We start from the raw sequence: 18642 nt of genomic DNA, 5'->3' as shown, positions 1-18642 counted from the left end.
CCCATGGATCTGAATGCCTGGTCAGCCTGTCTGCGCGTGCTGGCCGATGCGACCCGCGTGCGCCTGCTGGCGCTGCTGGAGCGCGAAGAACTGACCGTCGCCGAGCTGGCCTCGATCACGATGCTGGCGCAGCCGCGCGTTTCCACCCATCTGGCCAAGCTGAAAGAAGCCGACCTGGTGCTCGACCGCCGCGCGGGCGTGTCGGCCTACTACCGCTTCAACGAGGCGATACCGCCGGCCGAACGCGCGCTGTGGGAAACCCTCCGCAACGGCGCCGACGATCCGCTGCTGCGGCAGGATGTCGAACGCTTTCCCGAAGTACTGGCCCTGCGCGCGTCCGAGGAAAACTGGGCCGACAGCGTTGCCGGCGACATGGAGCGCCACTACTCGCCCGGCCGCACCTGGGAGGCGCTGGCGCGCTCCGCCCTGCCTTTGATGCGCCCCGGTGAAGTGCTGGACATCGCCTCCGGCGACGGCGTGCTGGCCGAACTGGTGGCGCCGCATGCGCAGCGCTACGTCTGTCTGGACTCCAGCGCGCGGGTGGTCAGTGCGGCCACCGAGCGGCTGTCGCGGCATGCCAATGTCGAAGTCGTCGAAGGCGATATGCACGCCATTGCCTACCCCGATTCAAGCTTCGATCTGGTGGTGCTGATGCATGCACTGACCTACTCGACCAAGCCGGGAAAGGCTGTACAGGAGGCCGCGCGCGTGCTGCGCCCGGGTGGGCGCCTGCTGCTGACCAGCCTGGCCAAGCATGAACACCAGGCCGCAGTGGCGCCGTATGGACACATCAATCTCGGCTTCAGCGACAAGGAGCTCAAGCGCTACGCCGAGAAGGCCGGGCTATCGGTGCAGGCAGCCAGCACCGTGACCCGCGAGCGGCGACCACCGCATTTCGAGGTGATCGCCTTGATCGCGCACAAGTCATGACGCCCGCTGGCTGGCGCTGAGCCGAAATCGACAGCCCGTGGCCGGATCCGAACCTTCGACGCTGCGCCCAGCGTCACCTCCTAGAAGCTCGCAAGCCCGCCCTCTCCGGGCACTGCCAAGGAACGACCCAATGCCCAACTATCAACCACTGCCCTGGCTGCATCCGGACCGCGTCGCCCAGCTCGACGCCGCGCTCGCGCGCCGCATCCTGATCATCGACGGTGCGATGGGCACCATGATCCAGCGCCATTCGCTCAGCGAGGAGCAATACCGCGGCGAGCGCTTTGCAGCCGGCCTGGACGCGCTGCAGTCGCAGCCGCCCTGTGGTCATGAGACAGGCCATGAACAGCACAGCCATGGCCCGACCTGCGGCTGCGATCTGAAGGGCAATAACGACCTGCTGACCCTGACCCAGCCGCAGATCATCGCCGAGATCCACCGCGCCTACCTTGAGGCCGGCGCCGATCTGATCGAGACCAATACCTTCAACAGCACCACGCTGTCGCAGGCCGACTACAAGCTCGAACACCTGGCGCGCGAACTGAATCTCGAAGGCGCCCGGCTGGCCCGACGCGAGTGCGATGCGATCGAGGCTTCCACGCCCGACAAGCCGCGCTTCGTGGTCGGCATTCTCGGCCCCACCAGCCGCACCGCCAGCATCAGCCCGGACGTGAACAATCCGGGCTTCCGCGCGACCAGCTTCGAGGAGCTTGCGGTCGCCTATCGCGAGGCCACGCACGGCCTGATCGACGGCGGCGCCGACATCATCATGATCGAGACCGTGTTCGACACCTTGAACGCCAAGGCGGCGGCATTCGCCGTGGACGACGTGTTCGCCGAGCGCGGCGCACGCCTGCCGCTGATGATCTCCGGCACCATCACCGACCGCAGCGGCCGCACCCTGTCGGGCCAGACCGCCGAGGCCTTCTGGTACTCACTCGCACATGCGCGGCCGCATGCGGTCGGCCTGAACTGCGCGCTGGGCGCCAAGGACCTGCGCGCGTACATCGATATCCTCGCGCAGGTGGCGCCGACCCACGTCAGCTGTCATCCCAACGCCGGCCTGCCGAACGCGTTTGGCGGCTACGACGAAACGCCGGAGGAAATGGCCAGCACCCTGAGCGAGTTTGCTGCCGCCGGCCTGCTGAACATAGTCGGCGGCTGCTGCGGCACCACGCCGGAGCACATCCAGGCGATCGCCAAAGCCGTCAACCAGCTCGCGCCGCGCACGCTGCCGCAGCTGCAGGAGCAGGCCGCATGACCGCACCACGCTACACGCGCCTGTCCGGCCTCGAACCGCTGCTGATCACTCCCGACACCAACTTCGTCAACGTCGGTGAGCGCACCAATGTCACCGGCTCGGCGCAGTTCCGCAAACTGATTCTGGAGCAGCGCTTCGATGAGGCTGTGGATGTCGCCCGCCAGCAGGTCGACAGCGGCGCGCAGATCCTCGACGTCAACATGGACGAGGGCATGCTCGACGCCGAGAAGGCGATGGTGACCTTCCTCAACCTGATCGCCGCCGAGCCCGATATCGCGCGCATTCCGGTGATGGTCGACAGCTCGAAATGGAGCGTGATCGAGGCTGGCCTGCGCTGCCTGCAGGGCAAGGGCGTGGTCAACTCGATCTCGATGAAAGAAGGCGAGGCCGCGTTTCTGGCCCAGGCGCGGCTGGTGCAGCGCTACGGCGCCGCCGCGGTGATCATGGCCTTCGATGAGAAGGGCCAGGCCGACACCTGCGCGCGCAAGGTGGAGATCTGCACCCGCGCGTACAGACTGCTGCGCGAGGAGCTCGACTTCCCGCCGGAAGACATCATCTTCGATCCCAACCTCTTCGCGATCGCCACCGGCATCGACGAGCACAACAACTACGCGGTGGACTTCATCGAGGCCACTCGCATCATCAAGAACACCCTCCCCCACTGCCATGTCAGCGGCGGTGTATCGAACGTCAGCTTCGCCTTCCGCGGCAACAACGTGGTGCGCGAGGCGATCCACTCGGTGTTCCTGTTCCACGCCATCCGCGCTGGCATGGACATGGGCATCGTCAACGCCGGCGGCATGCCGATCTATGACGACCTCGATACCGACCTGCGCGAGCGCGTCGAGGACGTGGTGCTGAACCGTCGCGACGACGCCACCGAGCGCCTGCTTGAGATCGCCCCGCGTTACAAGAAGGGCAAGGGCGAAGCCGCATCGCAGGACAACAGCGCCAAGCTGGCCTGGCGCGAGCAGCCGGTCGCCGAGCGCCTGCGGCACGCGCTGGTACATGGCATCGACGAGTTCATCGAGACCGATACCGAAGCCGCGCGCGTCGGCTTCGCCAAGCCGCTGGAGGTCATTGAAGGCCCGCTGATGTCGGGCATGAACGTGGTCGGCGATCTGTTCGGCGCCGGACGCATGTTCCTGCCGCAGGTGGTGAAGTCGGCGCGGGTGATGAAGAAGGCGGTCGCCTATTTGCTGCCCTACATCGAAGAAGAAAAGCTGCGCAGCGGCGAAGTCGGCCGCACCAATGGCCGCATCGTGATGGCGACGGTGAAGGGCGATGTGCACGACATCGGCAAGAACATCGTCGGCGTGGTGCTGGCCTGCAACAACTTCGAGGTGATCGATCTCGGCGTGATGGTGCCGACCCAGATCATCCTCGACCGCGCACGCGAAGTCGGCGCGGACCTGATCGGCTTGTCCGGCCTGATCACGCCCTCACTGGAGGAGATGACCCACGTCGCCAAGGAGATGCAGCGGCAGGGCTTTGTGATGCCGCTGATGATCGGCGGTGCCACCACTTCGCGCGCGCATACCGCACTGAAGATCGCCACGCACTACAAGTCGCCCACCGTGTGGGTGAAGGACGCCTCGCGCGCGGTCGGCGTGGCGCAGAGCCTGATCAGCGCCGAGCTGCGGGCGAACTTTGTCGCCGCCAACGAGGCCGACTACGCCGACATCCGCGCCCGCCACGCGCAGAAGGGCAATGGCAAGCGCCTGGTCAGCCTGGAGCACGCGCGCGGCCAGCGCTTCCAGGGCGGTTGGGCCGACTACGTGCCGCCGACGCCACCACGGCCGGGCATCACCGAGTTCAAGGATGTCTCGCTGCAGGCACTGTTGCCCTACATCGATTGGACGCCGTTCTTCAACGCCTGGGAACTGGCGGGACGTTACCCGGCGATCCTTACTGACGAGGTGGTCGGCAGCCAGGCCAGCGAGCTGTTCGCCGACGCGCAGACGATGCTGAAACAGATCATCGACGAGCGCTGGATCACCGCCAACGGCGTGGTCGGCCTGTGGCGCGCGCACAGCGTCGGCGATGACATCGAGGTGTTCAACGAACACGGCGGCGAACTGGCGGTGATCCACGGTTTACGCCAGCAGGTCGACAAGCCAGCGGAGCGTCCGGACTTCTGCCTGAGCGATTTCATCGCCCCGCACGACAGCGGCCGCGAAGACTGGTTCGGCGCATTCGCGGTCACCGCAGGCCTCGGCTGCGAAGAGCGCGCACGCGCTTTCGAGTTGGCCAATGACGACTACAGCGCGATTCTGCTGAAGTCACTGGCCGACCGCTTCGCCGAGGCAATGGCCGAGTATCTGCACGAGCGGGTCCGCAAGGAGCTGTGGGCGTATGCACCGGATGAGCAGCTCGACAACGAAGCCCTGGTGCGCGAGCAGTACCGCGGCATCCGCCCGGCGCCCGGCTATCCCGCCTGCCCCGACCACACCACCAAGCGCAGCCTGTTCCGCCTGCTCGATGCGCCCGTGCGCTGCGGCATGGCGCTGACCGAAAGCCTGGCGATGACGCCAGCGGCCTCGGTCTGCGGCATGTACTTCAGCCACCCGCAAAGCCAGTACTTCGTGGTCGGCCGGATCGGCAAGGAACAGGTCGCCGACTACGCCCATCGCCGCGGCCTGCCGATTCATGAAGCCGAGCGCTGGCTGGCACCGGTGCTGGACTACGATCCGGAGTGAGGCTTGCGACGCGTAGGCTCATCGCGCGCTGCGTAGCCGCAGCGCGTTCGCCACCACCGAGACCGACGACAGGCTCATCGCCAGCGCAGCGATCATCGGGCTGAGCAGCAGGCCGAACACCGGGTACAGCACGCCCGCGGCAAGCGGCACACCGAGGGCGTTGTAGGTGAACGCGAACCACAGGTTCTGATGCATGTTGCGGACGGTGGCCTCCGAAATCTGCCGCGCGCGCAGGATGCCCAGCAGATCGCCCTTGACCAGGGTGATCTGCGCGCTCGACATCGCCACGTCGGTGCCGGTGCCCATGGCGATGCCGACATCGGCGGCGGCCAGTGCGGGGGCGTCGTTGATGCCGTCGCCGGCCATCGCGACGCTGCGGCCCTCCGCCTTGAACCTGGCGACCAGTTCCGCCTTGTCCTGCGGCCGCACTTCGCCATGCACTTCGTCGATGCCCAGCGCACGCGCCACGGCATCGGCCGTGGTCTGGCCGTCGCCGCTCGCCATCACCACGCGCAGGCCCGCTGCGCGCAGCGCGGCGATGGCCTCCGGGGTGCTCTTCTTGATCGGATCGGCAACCGCAATCAGGCCGGCGAGCTGGCCGTCAACGGCGAAGAACATCGCGGTGGCGCCGTCGCTGCGCAAGCGCTCAGCCTCGGCGTGGGCGAGCTCAGTGGCCACGCCGCGCTCCTGCATCAAGGCCGTGTTTCCGAGCAGCAGCGCACGGCCGCCAAGCTGTCCCTGCACGCCGATCCCGGTCACAGACTCGAAGTCTTCGGCCGCCTCCAGCTGCAGGCCGCGGCGGCGCGCTTCGGCGACGATCGATTCGGCCAGTGGATGCTCGCTGCCCTGGTCGAGGCTTGCGGCCAGACGCAACACTTCGGCTTCGCTCCAGTCGCCGACGCGCACCGTCTCGCGAAAGGCCGGCTTGCCTTCGGTCAGCGTGCCGGTCTTGTCGACGATCAGGGTGTCGATGCTGCGCAGGCGCTCGATCGCTTCGGCGTCGCGAAACAGCACGCCGGCCTGCGCGGCGCGCCCGGTCGCCACCATGATCGACATCGGTGTCGCCAGCCCCAGCGCGCACGGGCAGGCGATGATCAGGACGGCGACGGCGTTGACCACGGCATAGGTCCAGGCCGGGTCAGGCCCGAACAATCCCCAGACCAGAAAGGTCGTGGTGGCAATGGCGAGCACCACCAGCACAAACCAGTAGCTGGCCCGGTCGGCCAGGCGCTGCATTGGCGCACGCGAACGCTGGGCCAGCGCGACCATCTGCACGATCTGGGCGAGCACCGTGTCCGCGCCGATGCGATCGGCGCGCATCACCAGGCTGCCGGTGCCATTGAGAGTGGCGCCGATGAGCTTGTCGCCCGGCGCCTTGTCGACCGGCATCGGCTCGCCGGTGAGCATCGATTCGTCCACCGGTGAACGACCCTCGATCACCTCGCCATCAACCGGCACCTTTTCGCCCGGGCGCACCCGCAGGCGGTCGCCGACATGCACATGGGTCAGCGCGATGTCTTCTTCGCTGCCGTCATCGCGCAGTCGTCGCGCGGTCTTGGGCGCGAGCCCGAGCAGGGCCCGGATCGCCGCCGAGGTGTTCGATCGTGCTTTGAGTTCAAGCACCTGGCCCAGAAGGGTCAGCGAGACAATGATCGCGGCGGCCTCGTAGTACACACCGACGCGGCCGTGTTCTCGGAACGAAGCGGGAAACAGATCCGGCGCCAGCGTCGCGACCAGACTGTAGCCAAAGGCCGCGCCCACGCCGGTGCCGATCAGGGTCCACATGTTCGGGCTGCGGTTGGCGATCGACTGCGCCCAGCGCTGGAAGAACGGCCAGCCCGCCCACAGCACCACCGGGGTCGACAGCAGCAGTTCGACCCAGGTGCGTGCGTTCGTCGGCAGCGCCGGAAAGTGGTGGCCGAACATGGCGAGCAGCAGCACCGAGACCGACAGCGGCAGGGTCCACCACAGGCGTCGGCGGAAGTCGATCAGCTCCGGGTTTTCGCCGTCGTCGAGGCTGGGCATCATCGGTTCCAGCGCCATGCCGCAAATCGGGCAGGTGCCGGGCGCATCGCGCACGATTTCCGGGTGCATCGGACAGGTGAACTGCGCGCCGACGGGCACAGGCGCCGTGTCTTCGTGGGCGACCGGCTTCAGGTATCGAACCGGATCGGCGACGAACTTGCTGCGGCAGCCGGCGGAGCAGAAGTGATAGGCCTGTCCTTCGTGCTGGACCTGATGCGGCGAATTCGTCGCCACACGCATGCCGCACACGGGATCCACGACGGAACCGTCGGTGGCCACCGACGGCATCGCATCGGAATGCGCCGAGTGCCTGCACGAGTGGCTACTGGATGGCGCGGTGCTGGCAGCTGCAGCGCTGGCGAGGGCGGGCATGGGCACGGCCGCCGTGGGCGTGGGCGTGGGCGTGGGCGTCGCACAGCATGCGGGCTTTGGATTCAGTGGCGAGGCGTTCATGTGGGTTCCTCCTGCGTGAGGGCATTGAGGATCGGGCAGGCCTCGGCGCGCCCGTGACCCGGACAAGCCGTGATGAGTGAATTGAGCCCGGCGCGAATGCGTTCGAGTTCGGCGATACGCTGTTCGATGTCGCCGAGTTTGCGTTCGGCCGCGCGCTTGACCTCGGCCACATCGCGCTCGTCGCTGAGGGTGAGCAAGCCGCGGACATCGTCCAGCGAAAAGCCCAGGGCTTTCGCCCGGCGGATGAAGCGCAATCGTTTCAGCTCGATCGCGCAATAGCGGCGGTAGCCAGACGCCAAGCGCCCGGCCGGCGCCAGCAAGGCGTTGCGCTCGTAGTAGCGCACCGTGTCGATGGCGACTCCGGCCTGTTTGGCGAGTTGGCCGATGCTCAGACTGGACATGCGCGATCTCCGCGAGAGCGGCCAGTCTGCGCTCTGGACCCGGGTCCGGAGTCAACACCCTCTGCGGACCTCATTCAGGTCCCGCCACCGAACCGCTCAGCAACGTTCCGCGGCAGCTGGAAAAGACGCCCCCGGTTCCGCCAGCAGCGGCCTACTCGCTGCATTTGCAATCCCGCCGGTGCAGCCCTGGGCAGTGATCACGCAGTTTCGAGATCACTGCTACGCAAGGATCGAGCCGATAGCGATCCGAAACCCTTGCCGAAGAGCGGGTGACGATGTGCGCGCCAACGCGACGCGACTGAGGTGCACGCGCAGCGCCGTGAACAGGTTGATCGCCGGGTCAGCCAGCGTATCCGTTGGATCAATCCGAGCGCGGCAAGTCCAGCGCGGTTCGCGGCGGCCCGATCATCATCGGCCCCATGGCTTTACCAGCCGCCTTCGTCCAGCAGACGCTGGGTCTCCGCATCCGCGGGTTGGGCAATGAGGCCACCGCGCGGGCTGAGGCTGACCCGATAGCGCGCGCCATCGATCAAGGGCAAGTAGGCCGCGCTGCCGAAGTCGGCGTCGACGAACTCCAGCCACTGCGGAAACTGCCCCCGCAGCGTCCACAGGTCAGGAAAGGCGTGTTCGGCCAGCGGGTGAATACTGCGCGTGGCCTCGCGCTCCTGCGCAGCATCGCGATAGCGGCCGGACAATCGCTCCAGCCGATACAGCGGCGGCGCACCGGCCAAGGCGGCCGGCAGCTTCCAGCGCAGCACCCGCGCATCCAGCTGCCATTCGTCGCCACGCAGTTCAAATCGGGTCGGTGCGCGCGGCGGCGCCAACAGCTCCACGCGGAAGTGCTGAGCCTCGATCTGCGCCACGCTCAAGGTGGCCACTTCGGTATCCTGCAGAAGGCGCGCATAGCCCAACAGCGACACACCAAACAGGGCCGTCACCGCAGCGACCAGCAGCAGCACCAGCGCAAGCAGACCACGGATCCATTTCGCCACCGCAGTGCGTCGGCCCCGACACGACCACGCCAGCGCGAACCCCATCAGCGCGGGCACAGCAGCGGCGATCAGCAACAGCCAGAGCGGATCAGTCAGTTCCATGCGAGCCATAGTAGCGAAGCGTTCCGCGAAGCCTTCACGCGCGTCCCGACTGGCGCAGCCAGGTCAGATGCAAACGACCGCAGTGCGAGGCCCCAAGTGGTCCGACCCGGCTTCAATCGCCGTCGACAAGGCCTCACCCTCGCCGCTGCATCGCGCGAGCCGGCGCTGGCCGTCATCCTGCAGCTGCAGTGACTCGCTTTGCGTCCGCACACGGTGATGTCATGTCCGCACGGCAGCCCACGCAGCGACCCACAACGAATGCGCTAGATTGGCGACTGAACCGGCTCCGGCACCCGCCATGCAACGCATCCTGATCGCCAGCTCGAAGGGCGGCTGCGGCAAAACCACCATCGCCACCAATCTCGCGGTGGCGCTGGCACATCGGGGCATGCGGGTGTGCCTGCTCGATGCCGACCCGCAGGGCTCAAGCCTCGACTGGGGCCAGGCGCGCGGACACGCCGCCCCGCCCATTCGCTGCCTGCGCAGCGCCGAAGCGGGTCAGGCGCTGATCAGCGGCTGGGCGCTGAAGGTACCGACCGATACCGACTGCCTGCTGGTCGATACCCCCGCCGGCCTGCGCCCGAACCAGATCGCCGAGTTTCTGCGCCGGGTCGATACGGTGCTGGTGCCGCTGCAGGCCTCGGCGATCGATCTGCGCGCGAGCGCGACCTTTCTGAGCGACCTCGCGCACGCCGCCGCCGTACGTTCCCACGCCGTTCGCGTCGGCCTGATCGCCAACCGCGTCCGCGCCCGAACGCTGGCCTCCCGCGACCTGCCAGGCTTTGCCGAAGGCACGCCTTTTCCGCTGATCACCAGCCTGCGCGACAGCCAGACCTACGTGCTCGCCAGCGCGCTGGGCCGCGGCCTGTTCGACTACCCCGGCGCTGCGCTCGCGCCCTGTCGTGAGGATTGGCTGCCGCTACTGGAGTGGCTGGCGCTACGGCCCGCCGATTTCGTTGCGAGCGCGAACACGGCGGCCAGCAAGGCCACGGCCGAGGTCGCCACAACGCAGGCCGCGTTTCGGCCCTGAGTGCAAACGCGCACGCACTGTCGACGGGCGGCGCAGCTGGTCGATCCAGTCCGCCGACATCGGATTGGCGCAGTGGGAATCGCGACGCCCGAGCCCTTAGCAGCACCCGCCAAAACGCCGGCAACTGTCCTTGCAAAGAACGCGGAAAGCCAGTGCGCCCGCGGTCAGGACAACCTCAACTGAGGCCTCCGACTGTTGAACACTGCAAGCCGCTATGCAGGATCAGCGCGCCAAGAACAGGTACTCTGCGCGGCTTGGTCTTTCCCGCCGAGGCGCGCCCCGCGGCCCGGCTCCACGTTCTGAACAGGTTGCGCGCAGCAGATGACTGACACCCCTACCCCTTTGACCGCCGACAGCGTCGATGCGGAGTTTGAACAGCACGTGCGCTCCGCCATCGAGGTGCTGCAGCAGATCGCGGCGAACGCGTCCCTGGTCGAGCAGCTGACTGTGGAGGACCGCGCTCGCCTGCATCAGTACATCGGCGAGATCTACATCCCCGATCCGATGGCGCGTCGCCAGCATCGCAAAATGGCCGCCAAGGCCAAGATCAAGGCGACCATCAAGAACGACGAGGCGGTGCTGCATCAGACCGGCATTCGCGAGCTGCGGCGGCGGCCGGTGTTCACCACGCCGAACTACTTTCCGCCCGAGGGCTTTGTGGCTGCCGACGAGCAGGGCGACGAGCCCGAGCGCCGCGAGTCGATCGAGCCGCAGCACTGCTATGTGTGCAAGCAGAAGTACTCGCTGATCCACCACTTCTACGATCAACTCTGCCCGGCCTGCGCCGAGTTCAACTTCGCCAAGCGCAGCGAGTTGACCGACCTGACGGGACGCGTCGCCCTGCTCACCGGCGGGCGGGTCAAGATCGGTTACCAGGCCGGCATCAAACTGCTGCGCGCCGGCGCACATCTGATCGTGACCACACGCTTTCCGCGCGACTCCGCCGCCCGCTATGCGGCCGAGCCGGACTTCGAGCAGTGGGGCCATCGGTTGGAGATCTTCGGCCTCGATCTGCGCCACACGCCCAGCGTGGAGGCTTTCTGCAGCCAACTGCTCGCCAGCCATTCGCGGCTCGATTTCATCATCAACAACGCCTGCCAGACGGTGCGCCGTCCGCCGGAGTTCTACGCCCACATGATGGAGGGCGAAACCCGCGCGTTGCAGCAGACGCCCGAGCACATCCGCCGGCTGCTGGGCGGCTACGAAGGCGTGCGCGGCTATCAAGGCCTGCCGGGCGCCGCTGCGGCCAGCCTGGTCGATGCGGCGCAGGCACTGCCCTCGGCGGCTGAGCTTTCGCAGGTGCGCCTGCTGCCAGAGGAACTGATGGCACAGGGCCATCTGTTCCCCGACGGCAAGCTCGATCAGGACCTGCAGCAGATCGATCTGCGCGGACGCAATTCCTGGCGCCTGCAGATGGCCGAGGTGCCTTCGGTCGAACTGCTGGAAGTGCAGCTGGTGAATGCGATCGCGCCTTTCCTTATCAATGCGCGGCTGAAGCCGCTGATGCTGCGCACGCCCGAGCGCGACAAACACATCGTCAACGTGTCGGCGGTGGAGGGCCAGTTCTACCGCAACTTCAAGACCACGCGTCACCCGCATACCAATATGGCCAAGGCGGCGCTCAACATGATGACGCGCACCTCGGCGCTGGACTATCACAACGATGGTATCCACATGAACAGTGTCGACACCGGCTGGGTGACAGATGAGGATCCGGTCGAGATCGCCGCGCGCAAGACCATCGACCAGCGCTTCCACCCGCCGCTGGACATCGTCGATGGCGCAGCGCGAATCGTCGACCCGATCATCTCCGGCCTGAACACCGGCGAGCACGTGTGGGGGCAGTTCCTGAAGGACTATCGGCCGACCGATTGGTGAGCCGGGCAGCGCGCAGACAGCGTCGCTGCGACCTGCACACGACTGCTTGCCGGCTGAACATACTGGCGTAGACTCTCCCGGCCAACACTGCACTGGGGGGAGTGTCATGTTGAATGCGATGCGCTGCACACGCGCCCTGCTTGCGGCACTGCTGCTGGGCGTAACAACACCGGGCACGGCGGCTGACTCGGCCGCCACACTGCCGCCCTTCCCCGCCGACCAGCCTTCGCAATGGGTCTGCAGCGATTCGCCGCCGGAGCCAGAACCTGCCGCGGTGGAGGCCTGGTGCAAGGCGAATCCGGATCGCGGCAAGCCCGCGGATCTCGGCGCGCTTCCGGCCTCGGTGACCGACCTCAACGCCAAGAATCACTATGACATCGTCCTGCGCCGCTTCCTGCGCGGTTACGACTACCGCGCGCTGGGCTGGATCCCGGATCAGCAGTGGCGCCTGACCGGCCCGATCGTCGGCGACATCGCCAGCGGCGCCAGCTATGGCGTGCACCCTGCCGTGCGGGTCTGGTACTCGCCGGAAGTGATTGATTGGCTATGCGCCGGCCGTCCCGACGTGGCCCTGCCCGACGGCGCCATGATCATCAAGGAAATGCACGCTATCGATGCGGCCGTGCTGGGCATCGATCAGAGCGCCGAGTGCATGGTGATTACCACCTCGCCCGAGAAAATCGAACCGAGTTCGTGGACGGTGATGGTGCGCGCCGGCGGCGCCAGTTTTGACGGCTGGTACTGGGCCAACCCGACCGCCAGCGGGGATGGCAACCCGCCCATCCTGACCGCCAGCGCGGTCACCGATCCGGAGTTTTTCGGCAAGGACTCGAGCCACCCGCAGCGCAATCCGAACTGGTATCCCACCGGCGATCTGTTCGGCGCCAACGGTCAGTGGGCCAGCGTGGTCACGCCCTACAGTTCGTTCGGCGCCTACTGCATGAACTGCCACGCCTCGGCGGTTTCGCATTCGACCTATTCATCGCTGGACAACGTGCTCAGCCCCGGCCTGCAGTACCGTCACTTCAGCGCGCCAGCGAGCACCGCCAAACACGCGCCAGTGCAGGTGCAGGGGCCGGCGGGCGCAGCCCACCACATTCCCAGTACGGCGGCGAGCGAACGCGCGACGCTGGGCGCGGCGAAATCCGCGCCGGCCTGGCAGTTCAGCCAGGCGCTTGCCCAGCCCGCGGCCGGCTTCGCGGAGTTCTTCGGCACACTCGGGCCGACCAGCTTCGGCGATGCGTTCGCCTATCGGCTGCCGGCCGAAACCTTCGACCACAGCCTGTCCAGCGCGCAGGGGCCGGGCCAGTTCGTCACCTCCGACCAATGCATCGGCTGCCATGACGCCACCGTGTCGAACAGCAGCGTGCCGCACATGCTGATCAAGGACCCCGAGACCGGCGCTGCCGTCAATGTGTCGCCCTATGCCGAATGGCGGGCCTCGCCGATGGGCCTGGCCGGGCGCGACCCGGTGTTCTTCGCCCAGCTGCAGAGCGAAACCAACCACCTGCCGATGTACGCCGAGTGCATCGAGACCACCTGCCTGCACTGCCACGGCGTGATGGGCCAGCGCCAGCTGGGCATCGATACCGCAAGTAGCGATGCCCGCTGCAAGAATCTGTTCGCGATCGAGCCGCCGGCGGGGATCGCGTTCGGCGAACCGTTCCGGCTCGACATGGTGGGCCAATATCAGAGCGACCAGCCCTATGCGAAGTACGGCAATCTCGCCCGCGATGGCATCTCCTGTGCGGTCTGCCACCACGTCGACAACACCGCGCTCGGCAGCGAGGCCAGCTTCACCGGCAACTGGGTGCCCGGCCCCGCCGATGTGCTCTACGGCCCCTACCAGGAAGTCGCCACCAAGCCGATGCAGCACACCCTCGGCATCACCCCGCAGTTCGGCCAGCAGATCAAGAGTTCCGACCTCTGCGGCAGCTGCCACAACATCCTGCTGCCGGTGTTCGACAACGACGGCACACCGCACAAGTTCACTGCGCCCGATGGCAGCGTGGTGACCGCGACCTACGAGCAGACCACGCATCTGGAGTGGACCAACAGCGACTTCGCCCGCGGCGACAGCTTCCAGTCCTGTCAGGACTGCCACATGCCGACCCACTTCAAATCGACCGACCTCGCCGGCACCCGCATCGCCAATATCGAATCCAGCGCCTTCGCGCCGACCACGAATCGGCTGCCCGACAGCGAGATCACCCTGACCCCGCGCGACCACTACGCGCGCCACTCGCTGCACGGCCTCAACCTGTTCTTGAACGAGATGTTCCAGCAGTTCCCGTTGCTGCTGGGCGTGCGCCAGATCGACTACATGGGCGCGACGACGACCCAGCCGGCGCTGATCACCGCGGCCGAATCGATCCAGCGCATGGCGCAGCAGCAGACCGCCGACATCGCCATCAGCGCGCTGCGCGTCGATGCCGCCACTGGCGAGGTCGAGGCCACGCTCAAGGTCACCAACAAGACCGGCCACTACCTGCCTTCGGGCGTGGGTTTCCGCCGATTGTTCATCGAGTTCGCGGTCACCGATAACTCCGGCGCACTGCTGTGGGCGTCCGGGCGCAGCAATGCGCTGGGGGTGATTCTCGACGGCATCAGCGATACGCCGCTGGCGACCGAGCAAGGCGTCAATCAGACCGAGTTCCAGCCGCACTTCCAGGTCATCAGCGACGGTAGCCAGGTGCAGATCTACCAGGAGCAGATCAAGGATTCCGCCGGCCAGATGAGCACCGCCTTCATGCGCCGGGTGCATCCGGTAAAAGACAACCGGCTGCGCCCACGTGGTTTCGACCCCAAGGTGTTCCGCGACAACCCCTCGCCCTTCATCCAGATGCTCAGCGTGCTGGACGGCGCCGAAGCCGAAGACCCGCACTACACCGACCCTGCCCTGACCGGCAGCGACGAAATCGTCTACCGCTTCCGCCTGCCGCCCGAACAGGCCCAACGCATCGAGCAGGCCAGCGCCACGCTGTACAGCCAGAGCATCCCGCCGTTCTACCTGCAGCAGCGCTTCAACGACGCCAATGTGGGGCCAGCGCAGCAGGATCAGATCCGCCGCCTGTACTACCTGACCAGCCATCTGGATGCCGGGCCGGATTCGCGCATCGCCGGCTGGAAACTGAAAGTGGCGAGCACCGTCGCAAGGCCGTAGCACCGCATCGGCGCGGCGACACGAACGAGTGTTGGCGAACTCGCCGACAAGCCTCGTATAGTTGCGCTCGCCTTACCCTGATGCCACTCCATGTCGAGCTCGGACACCGCTACCCAGGCCCTGCCGCGACCCGACACGCTCGCTGCGGGTTGGGAAGCACCGCCAGGCAGCAGCGTCGACTGGGTGGAAGGCCAGCGAGTCGGACCGTTTCGACTGGTGCGACGGCTGGGCAACGGCGGCATGGGCTTGGTCTGGCTGGCGACCCAGCTGCATCCGCTGCGGCGCGAGGTCGCCATCAAGGTGATGCTGCAGGGGCGACGCAGCACGCGTGCCGAAGCCCATTTCGAGGTTGAGCGTCAGGCCCTGGCGCAGCTCTCGCACCGCGCCATCGCGCAGATCCACGACGCCGGGCGGCTGCCTGATGGCGCGCTGTTCTTCGCGATGGAGTACGTGCCCGGCCTGCCGCTGAACGAGTACCTGCGGCAACACCCACTCAGTACCGAGGCACTGGCGCGGCTGATGATCGAGCTGTGCGCCGGCATTCAGCACGCCCATCAGCGCGGATTGATCCATCGCGATCTGAAGCCGCAGAACGTGCTGGTCCAGAACGTCGACGGCGTGGCGATGCCGAAGATCATCGACTTCGGCATCGCCCTCGGCGCCGCCCATGGCACGGCCACGCCGATGCTGCCCGACCAGATCGCCGGCACCCCCGCCTACATGTCACCGGAGCAACGCCAGCCTGGGCCGGGCGGCATCGACGCACGCAGCGACATCTATGCGATGGGCGTAATGCTGGCCGAGTGCCTCTACGCCGCTGCCGGGATGGGCCTCGTCAACACCAGCCCCGAGAGCGTCCTGCTGCGCCAGCAGCTGGCGCAAAGCCTCGGCCAGGTGATCGATCCCCTCGATGGCGTCGAACGGCCTGGACTGAACAAGCTGCACACGCTGCCGGCCGAACTGCGCGCGATCGCGGTCAAGGCCATGGCCGCAGACCGCGAGCATCGCTATGACTCGGCGTCCGCGATGGCGGACGACCTCAACCATTGGCTGCACCGCAAACCGGTGCGGGCGATGGGCGATAGCCGCGGGTACACGCTGCGCTGCTTCATCCGCCGCAACGCACTCGCCAGCGGCGCCGCGGCGCTGATCACCCTGGCCCTGCTGGTCGGCACCGCGCTCGCGCTGTACGGACTGACCGAGGCGCGCGCCGGCCGCAGCCAGGCCGAACAGGCCCTGCAGCTGGCCGAGAGCCGGCGCAACGATGCCGAACGCCTGATCCAGTTCATGCTCGGCGACTTCGCCGACAAACTGCGGCCAATCGGTCGTCTAGACCTGCTCGACAGCATCAGCAATGAGGCGATCGAGTATCTGGGTGAATCCGCAACCCGCAGCGACGGCGCCAGCGCGCTCGCCCGCGCACGCGCGCTGCGCACCTTGGGCGAAGTCCAGGTGACACGGCAGCAGTTCGATGCCGCCAAGCTGACACTTGAGCGTGCCGCCGCGCTGCTGACGCCCTGGACCACCGACGACGTGGTCGATGCCCCGACAGAGACGCTGTTCGAGTCCGGCCAGGTCGCGTTCTGGCGCGGCCTGATCGCGTTCCGACAGCGCGAGGACGAACTCGCGGATCGCCACTGGCAGCAGTATCTGCACGATGCGCGAGCGTTCGACGTGGCGACCGATGACCACGCGCGCGGCCAACAGGAAATTGCCTATGCCGTGAACAATCTCGGCACCTTGGCGATGCGCGCCGGCCGGCCGGCCGACGCCCTGCGCTATTTCTCTGAGGCCGTGGCGATCCGGCTGGGCCAGGGCATCGCCGCAGATGATCCCGACAGTCTGGAACTGGCGGACACGTACTCATGGCTGGCCGAGGCGCAGGACGCCCTGGGCAATCCCGCGGCGGCCTACGGCAGCTTGCAGCAGGCGCTGGAGCTGATCCTGAGCTACGGCAGGACAACCACGCAGGATGCAGGCCAACGCCGCAGCGAGATCGACCTGCGGCTGCTGCTTGCGTGGCTGGCGATCGACCTTGGGCGCACTGCGGAGGCCCGGTCCGTACTCGAGCCCGCACTCGCGCTGGCCGTCGAAGATGTCAACACGGATCCGACCCAGACGCGCCGGCGACTGGTGCTGGCGCGCACGGCGTTCTCGCTCGCACGCCTGCACGCGCCGGGCGACCGCGCTGGCGTGGCTGCCCTCCAACAGGGCCTGGCTGCCTTGAGCGCGGAAGCGCTGGGCACGCTTTCGCCCGAGGAACAACTGACCCTTGAGACTCGCCAATGCCTGGCCGAGCTGCAGCATGCCCGCGATGGGCTTCCCGCCTGCGTAGGCGCTGCGCTCGACAGCAACCTGTCGGCGATCCCGAAGTTCCAGGCTGACTTCCCCCTGCTCGACAGCACCGCCGAACTGGTGACCGCATCCGCCGTTCGCCAGCGCGAGCAGCTTGCCGGGCGCATCGAGCAGATGCAGACCCTGCTGCAGGCGGCGCCGGCATCACACCAGAACACGCTGCGCTATCTGCTCAGGCGCCGTGATGTGCTCGCGCTGCACACCCCGACCGACCCCGAGCTGCTGGCGGTCGGCGCTCGAATCCTGGCGATGCAAACTGCTGCCCCCACCACCACCGAGGAGACACGATGAACCAGTCGATCACCGTCACCATAACCGGCACCTTTCCGAACTACGCGATCGTCTTCAGTGCCGACCCGATACCGGTGCCCTTCAAGCAGCAACGGACGATCACCTACACCCTGAGTTCGGACGCGTTCCGCTTCACCGGCATCAGCCTGCAGCGCAACCCGTTCGACACCGACGACGAATTGACCTGGGCGATTCCGGCCAGCGGAGCGCAGCTGATCCTGACCGACATCAATGCGGATCCGATCGAATCGATCTTCTGCTTCCAGATCCTGTTCGCCGACCTGGCTGGGAACACCTTCACCAGCACCGATCCCCAGGTGCGAAACGAAGGCAAGAACTGATCCCGACTGCGGCGAGATCGATGATCTGACTGGTCGGCACCTCCACAGCCTGAGTCATCGCCAGTGCGACATCGGCCTCCTCCGCCGGCTGCGTTCAAACCTAGCGGCCCTGCGCCGGATCGGGGCAGGCAGCCCACCCCTGCGACTTCAGCTCGCTGCGGGTGGCGCTGGCAATGACGACGCAACTGCATGCCGTTCCAACGGCCGCTCAGCACCTGCTCGGCAGTGCGCACGTGAAAGTGAGCCGAAGACCGACGCCGGCCATGCTCGCGCGACGAGTTTGCAATCGCGTCCAGCAGCAACTGCGGAGAATGCAGCGCGTTGCCTGTCGCCGGCTTGCGCCTTGCCCTCTCGTTACTCAGCCAGTAGCGATTTCAGTTCGCCAGCGGCGATCAACCGGCGCAAGTCCTCAGCGCCACCAATCAGCTGGCCGCGTACAAACACCATCGGAAAGGTCGGCCAGCCCGTCCACATCTTCAGCGCCAACCTCGGGCGCCACTGCGAGAAATAGCTGCCGATGCCGATGTACTCGTAGGCGAGCCCGGACTCGGTCAGCGCCTTGCGCGCCCGGCCGACAAAGGGGTTGCCGGCCATGCCAACCACCAGCAGCGGATGGGTCGCGGCCGCCTTCTGCACCTCACTGATGAGATCCGCGTGCTGGCTGGAGATCTTGAGGCGGATGGCGGGGTGAAGCTGCTGCTCGTCAAGAATGGGGCGCGAC

At 66.9% G+C, this 18642-nt stretch carries 12 protein-coding genes and 1 pseudogene; 9 read left to right on the top strand and 4 right to left on the bottom strand.

The window, feature by feature from the left end:
* Positions 1-3 precede the first annotated feature (3 nt).
* From ACIQ7H_RS08640 to metH, 3 genes and pseudogenes are all read left to right on the top strand, one after another.
* Positions 4-924 (top strand): annotated as a pseudogene (locus ACIQ7H_RS08640) (metalloregulator ArsR/SmtB family transcription factor); the annotation flags it as partial.
* Between the two features lie 136 nt (positions 925-1060).
* Positions 1061-2191 carry a homocysteine S-methyltransferase family protein gene (locus tag ACIQ7H_RS08635; protein WP_395790419.1) on the top strand — a complete coding sequence of 377 codons (1131 nt, stop codon included), beginning with the start codon at positions 1061-1063 and terminating at the stop codon, positions 2189-2191.
* Positions 2188-4890: a methionine synthase gene (gene metH / locus ACIQ7H_RS08630; protein ID WP_395790417.1), complete on the top strand. Its 2703-nt coding sequence runs from the start codon at positions 2188-2190 to the stop codon at positions 4888-4890. Before ACIQ7H_RS08635 ends, metH begins: the two co-directional genes overlap by 4 nt.
* 18 nt (positions 4891-4908) lie before the next feature.
* On the opposite strand, the gene ACIQ7H_RS08625 is transcribed toward metH, so the two are convergent.
* On the bottom strand, positions 4909-7203 hold the full coding sequence (locus ACIQ7H_RS08625) for a heavy metal translocating P-type ATPase (protein ID WP_395790415.1): 2295 nt from the start codon (positions 7201-7203) through the stop codon (positions 4909-4911).
* Between ACIQ7H_RS08625 and ACIQ7H_RS08620 the strand changes: the two genes are divergently transcribed.
* Entirely contained in the window at positions 7187-7387 is a 201-nt protein-coding gene (locus ACIQ7H_RS08620; protein WP_395790413.1) for a hypothetical protein, read from the top strand. The two genes, ACIQ7H_RS08625 and ACIQ7H_RS08620, sit on opposite strands and share 17 nt — an antisense overlap.
* Here ACIQ7H_RS08620 and ACIQ7H_RS08615 read toward each other — a convergent pair.
* Positions 7365-7769, bottom strand: a complete 405-nt coding sequence (locus ACIQ7H_RS08615; protein ID WP_395790411.1) for a heavy metal-responsive transcriptional regulator — start codon at positions 7767-7769, stop codon at positions 7365-7367. The two genes, ACIQ7H_RS08620 and ACIQ7H_RS08615, sit on opposite strands and share 23 nt — an antisense overlap.
* 425 nt (positions 7770-8194) lie before the next feature.
* Complete coding sequence (locus tag ACIQ7H_RS08610; RefSeq protein WP_395790409.1) at positions 8195-8863, bottom strand: hypothetical protein; 669 nt, start codon at positions 8861-8863, stop codon at positions 8195-8197.
* Between the two features lie 298 nt (positions 8864-9161).
* Here ACIQ7H_RS08610 and ACIQ7H_RS08605 point away from each other — a divergent pair, with 298 nt between their 5' ends.
* From ACIQ7H_RS08605 to ACIQ7H_RS08585, 5 genes are all read left to right on the top strand, one after another.
* Entirely contained in the window at positions 9162-9893 is a 732-nt protein-coding gene (locus ACIQ7H_RS08605) for an AAA family ATPase (protein WP_395790407.1), read from the top strand.
* Between the two features lie 321 nt (positions 9894-10214).
* Positions 10215-11771: an SDR family NAD(P)-dependent oxidoreductase gene (locus tag ACIQ7H_RS08600; protein ID WP_395790405.1), complete on the top strand. Its 1557-nt coding sequence runs from the start codon at positions 10215-10217 to the stop codon at positions 11769-11771.
* Positions 11772-11877: 106 nt separating this feature from the next.
* The gene (locus tag ACIQ7H_RS08595; protein ID WP_395790403.1) at positions 11878-14934 is read left to right on the top strand and encodes a hypothetical protein; all 3057 of its coding nucleotides are present in this window, start codon (positions 11878-11880) and stop codon (positions 14932-14934) included.
* 90 nt (positions 14935-15024) lie between these two features.
* The gene (locus ACIQ7H_RS08590) at positions 15025-17580 is read left to right on the top strand and encodes a protein kinase (protein WP_395790401.1); all 2556 of its coding nucleotides are present in this window, start codon (positions 15025-15027) and stop codon (positions 17578-17580) included.
* The gene (locus tag ACIQ7H_RS08585) at positions 17577-17921 is read left to right on the top strand and encodes a DP-EP family protein (protein WP_395790399.1); all 345 of its coding nucleotides are present in this window, start codon (positions 17577-17579) and stop codon (positions 17919-17921) included. Before ACIQ7H_RS08590 ends, ACIQ7H_RS08585 begins: the two co-directional genes overlap by 4 nt.
* Positions 17922-18275: 354 nt before the next feature.
* Here the strand turns inward: ACIQ7H_RS08585 and ACIQ7H_RS08580 are convergent.
* A partial coding sequence (locus ACIQ7H_RS08580; RefSeq protein WP_395790397.1) for a glutaredoxin domain-containing protein occupies positions 18276-18642 on the bottom strand: 367 nt, incomplete at its 5' end.

The sequence above is a fragment of the Aquimonas sp. genome (assembly GCF_044377145.1).
Classification (GTDB): Bacteria; Pseudomonadota; Gammaproteobacteria; order Xanthomonadales; family Xanthomonadaceae; genus Aquimonas.
This window is presented reverse-complemented; position numbering and strand designations above follow the sequence as displayed.